The 4,402-nt window shown below is 44.5% G+C and carries 2 protein-coding genes; both read left to right on the top strand.

Annotation, left to right across the window (positions count from 1 at the left end; genetic code table 11):
* Positions 1–281 precede the first annotated feature (281 nt).
* Positions 282–2,039, top strand: a complete 1,758-nt coding sequence (locus F6K46_RS38510) for a 4Fe-4S binding protein (protein ID WP_293068411.1) — start codon at positions 282–284, stop codon at positions 2,037–2,039.
* Between the two features lie 259 nt (positions 2,040–2,298).
* Positions 2,299–3,801, top strand: coding sequence for an FHA domain-containing protein (locus F6K46_RS38505; protein WP_293068408.1), 1,503 nt, complete (start codon positions 2,299–2,301; stop codon positions 3,799–3,801).
* Positions 3,802–4,402: the final 601 nt, after the last annotated feature.

The following is a 4,402-nucleotide window of genomic DNA, read 5'->3' as shown; positions in this document are numbered from 1 at the left end:
TTTCCCTGCTGACACTCCCAACACTTGCACTGATTAATGTTTTGCCTCCCCATATGAGTACTCCGATTCTGATATTAGACTCCCTTGTCTAATTCTAAAACCATGAAGTTGTTTTTTAACAAGCCCTAACTCTTGCTGGTGTTATAGAGCAAATTATGCCTCAAGACGGGTAATGCTCATCCTCAGAATTGGTTTCGGTGCTAGCTGTTAGGAAGTACCCAAATGGGTACTGGCAATGCCTGAACTGGTTTCCCACAATGGAGCAAAAGGGGGTTAAAGTGATGCTGTCAAAGGTACAAGAACAAAGTTGGCACCGAGTCCGTTGGGTGCTAGCGATTAGTTGGCTAATATTAATTTTCTCGTTGTTTTATGACCCGATTTCACACAATTTAACTGATCCTGATCATCTATTCAGCCTGTTTCGAGATCCCATACTAACCAGAGACCCATGTGTTCAAGTCCAGGGAGTATGCCTAGATGAAAAACCCTATGCCCTGGGAGCGCGACTTTTTTGGGGCATGATCGTGCCTAGCGCCATCATGATTGTTTTAGTGTTTGGTCATGAAACTTGGCGACGCATTTGCCCACTTTACTTTCTGTCCCAAATTCCCAGAGCGTTGGGATTGCAGCCACAGAGGGATATCAGCAAAAATCCCTGGCTGGTTCGTAACCATTTATATGTCCAGTTTGCCATTTTCTTTATCGGGTTGAACTGTCGGATTCTATTTGTTAACTCTGACCGCTTGGTTCTGGGTTTGTTTCTGAGCTTGACTATCGTATCCGCCATAATGATGGTATTCCTCTATGGTGGCAGAAGTTGGTGTCATTATGTCTGTCCATTTGGGATGGTTCAGATGGTATTTACAGGACCACGGGGATTGCTTGGCACTGAAGCTCACAACGCACCGCCAAAAACCATTACCCAGTCCATGTGCCGCACCCTAGACAAGACCACAAGTCAAGAAAAAAGTGCCTGTATCAGTTGTAAGTCTCCTTGTATGGATATCGATTCCGAAAAAGCCTACTGGCAACAACTGACTAAGCCTGGTCGGAAATTAGTCCAATATGGTTATTTAGGCTTGGTGATTGGCTATTTCGTTTACTACTGGTTGTATGCAGGAAACTTCGATTATTACCTGTCTGGGGCTTGGACCCATGAAGAGAATCAGTTAGGTGCGCTTTTCAAGCCAGGGTTTTACATCATGAATCACCCGATTGCGATTCCTAAACTGGTGGCAACTCCTCTTACCTTCGTTGTCTTCGTGGCCCTCAGTTGTGTAATTTGTACCAAGCTAGAGAAGCGATACAAAGCTGCTCTGTGGCGAAAAAACAAATCTATCACTCACGAGCAGGTATTGCACCGAGTCTTTTCCATTTGTACCTTTATTGCCTTTAACTTCTTCTTCATCTACGGGGGTCGTCCCGAAATTAATCGGTTCCCTGTTCTAGTGCAATTCCTGTTTCAGAGTGTAGTGATTCTGGTGAGCAGCTTATGGCTTTATCAAACTTGGGGTCGTAGTTCCCACCAATATACCCAGGAGAGTTTGGGAGACAAGTTGCGCCGTCAACTCAAGAAGCTACCCCTGGACTTCTCGGAATTTCTGGAAGGTCGTTGTGTAGATGATCTCAAACCTGAGGAATTACACATCCTGGCTAAAACCCTACCTGGTGCTAACCAACAATACCGCTTGGGGGTATACAAAGGGGTGTTAAGAGAAGCGATCCAATCTGGACATGTCAATTCCGCTAGTAGCCTAGAGGTTCTCCAGCAGATCCGGGATGAACTGGGTATCAAGGATCAGCAACATTATCAGATTTTAGAAGAACTTGGTAAGGAGCAGGAAAACTTACCGATCTTGTATCCCCACTATGGACGGGATCCTTATAAAGTACTGAGCACCATCAAACAGCGCCAGAAGACTAGTACTTCTAACCAACGCACTATCCTCAGGGAATCCCGCAAGCAGAATCGCTCTGATAAGCGCACCAAGCTGCTAAAAGACCGCCAAAATGAGAATCAACCAGGTGATCAGGACTAGTCCTTGGTTTCCGAAGATAGTACATTCAACAGGGTGAGACGAGGAGGATATACCGGAAAAAAGAGAGAATTTTTCATAAAAAGAAAAAAAAAGGCTGATAATTATATAGCCACTGGTAAAACACTTATCAAAGACTTACTGGTGGTTCAGGCCGGGTACTACCGATGAAGACACGTTGAGATGAATTGTGAACTCACAATGGACAATCCCTTCATAAATAGCAATTGACGCAATTGACCCATTATTTCGGTAATTTGGAGTGACACAAAACATGCTTACGACTACAGTCATCAACTACCAAACCAACGAATTACAGGAAAAAACCCTGAAACCGGAAACTGGAATTCAAGGTGAGTATCTGATTGGCCGCCATCCAAGTTGTGACCTAGTCTTGGATAGTCCTGTAGTGAGTCGTGTACACGGCAGAATTCTATGTCAAGGGGGAAAGTATTACTTTACTGACCTCGGTAGCACCGATGGCTCTCGAATCAATAATGAGGAGGTAGATGTTAACCAAAACTGGCTCCTGAAGGAAGATGACATCATCCGCATCGGTGAATTTGTGTTGTTGGTCAAAAACCTACAGCTCTATGGCTCTAACCAGGAAAACCCAGTGGTAGATGGTAATAGCCCTGGGATAAAGCAGTGGACTAAGGGTGAGATTACTGTCCGCTGTGTACAGGTCATTGATGAGACCGATGATGTAAAAACATTCCGCTTCGTTGCCGAACCACCAATACTGTTCAGCTACAAGCCAGGTCAGTTTGTCACTCTCGATTTGGAGATTGATGGCAAACCCGTGAAGCGTTCCTACTCGATCTCTTCGTCCCCCTCACGTCCTCATACCTTAGAAATTACTGTCAAGAGAGTTCCAGCACCACCAGACGCTCCTGATCTGCCAGCGGGTTTGGTGTCTAACTGGTTGCACGACAACATCAAAGTTGGCTCCGAGGTGAGATTAAATGGTCCAATGGGTAAATTTACCTGTGCTGACCATAGAGCTGATAAACTGCTGTTCATCTCAGCAGGTAGTGGGATTACCCCGATGATGTCCATGTCCAAATGGCTTTGTGATACCGGTGCTGATGTGGATGTTGTGTTTGTCCACAGTGCTCGTAGCCCAAAAGACATCATCTTCCATCAGAAATTACAGTTGATGGCCGCTTTGCACCCTAATTTTAAGCTGGCGATTACCACCACTCGCCCAGAAATCGATCAAGCTTGGTCCGGTTATACCGGAAGACTCAATGAAGCCATGCTGGCAGAAATGGCTCCTGATTTTCGCGATCGCATTGTTTATGTCTGTGGTCCGAATCCCTTTATGGCAGGGGTGAAAGGGATGCTAGCGGGTCTGGACTTTCCGATGGAAAACTACAATGAAGAGAGCTTTGGCGGCAAAAAGCCCTCAAAAAAGAAAGCAACAGCAGCAACTCCTGAACCAGTCAAAGGGGAAGATCGTCCTAGACTACACCTAGTAGAATCACCATCAACCTCTAATGAACCCACTGTGGTCTTTGCTGAGTCTGGAAAAGAGGTCAGCTGTGATGCTGAGGATGTCATCCTAGATGTGGCGGAACAAGAAGGGGTACCATTACCAAGCGGTTGCCGCATGGGAGCCTGTGGTGCTTGTAAGCGCAAGCTTCTAGAAGGGAAGGTAGAGTATGATGAGGAGCCTGACGCTCTGGAAGACGAGGAACGGCAGGAAGGGATGATTTTGACTTGTGTGGCTCGTCCTGTAGGACGAGTAGTGGTTAGCGCTTAAACCTGTCAAGTCAAGGGTTGAATGACGAATGTAGCTTACTACTGATTAAAGTCAATAAAGCTAAAAGAGAAAAGGGAAAAGGTTTCATAACAGTTCAAATTTCGCCAAATACCTTTTCCCTAGCTGAAATATCCACAGTTTTGGGGAGTTATTAATCAAAATCCGAACTCTGTTAAGATTGTGACAATTAGGTTAACAAAACCTAATAATTTGTGAAAACTACTGGTCGTGATTAGTAACTCTGATTATGACCAAGAATTTTTTCTGTGAACATACGAGACTAATTTGTGAAGATCATCACCATCAGCTTGGCCAAATCAAATCAATCAGAGAAACGTGATTAATAATTGCTACCAACTTAAGGCAGTAAACCTGATCTAGCCATGGTTTTAGCCTCTGGGGGATTGAGCTAATCATGGTTGGCATTTTGCCCCAGTTTACCTGGGTAGCTTTAAGCCTAATAATAACGATTACTATACCAATCCTAAATGATTTTGAAGAAAAATGAGATATCATGGAATATAAATTTACCACCATGTTCTCATGACTCTGGAAGAATTTATAGCTAGCAATCGAGACCCTAGAGAGCTAAAGCGAGCAA

It is taken from the genome of Moorena sp. SIO3E8 (genome assembly GCF_010692445.1).
In the GTDB taxonomy this organism is placed as follows: Bacteria; Cyanobacteriota; Cyanobacteriia; order Cyanobacteriales; family Coleofasciculaceae; genus Moorena; species Moorena bouillonii.
This window is presented reverse-complemented; position numbering and strand designations above follow the sequence as displayed.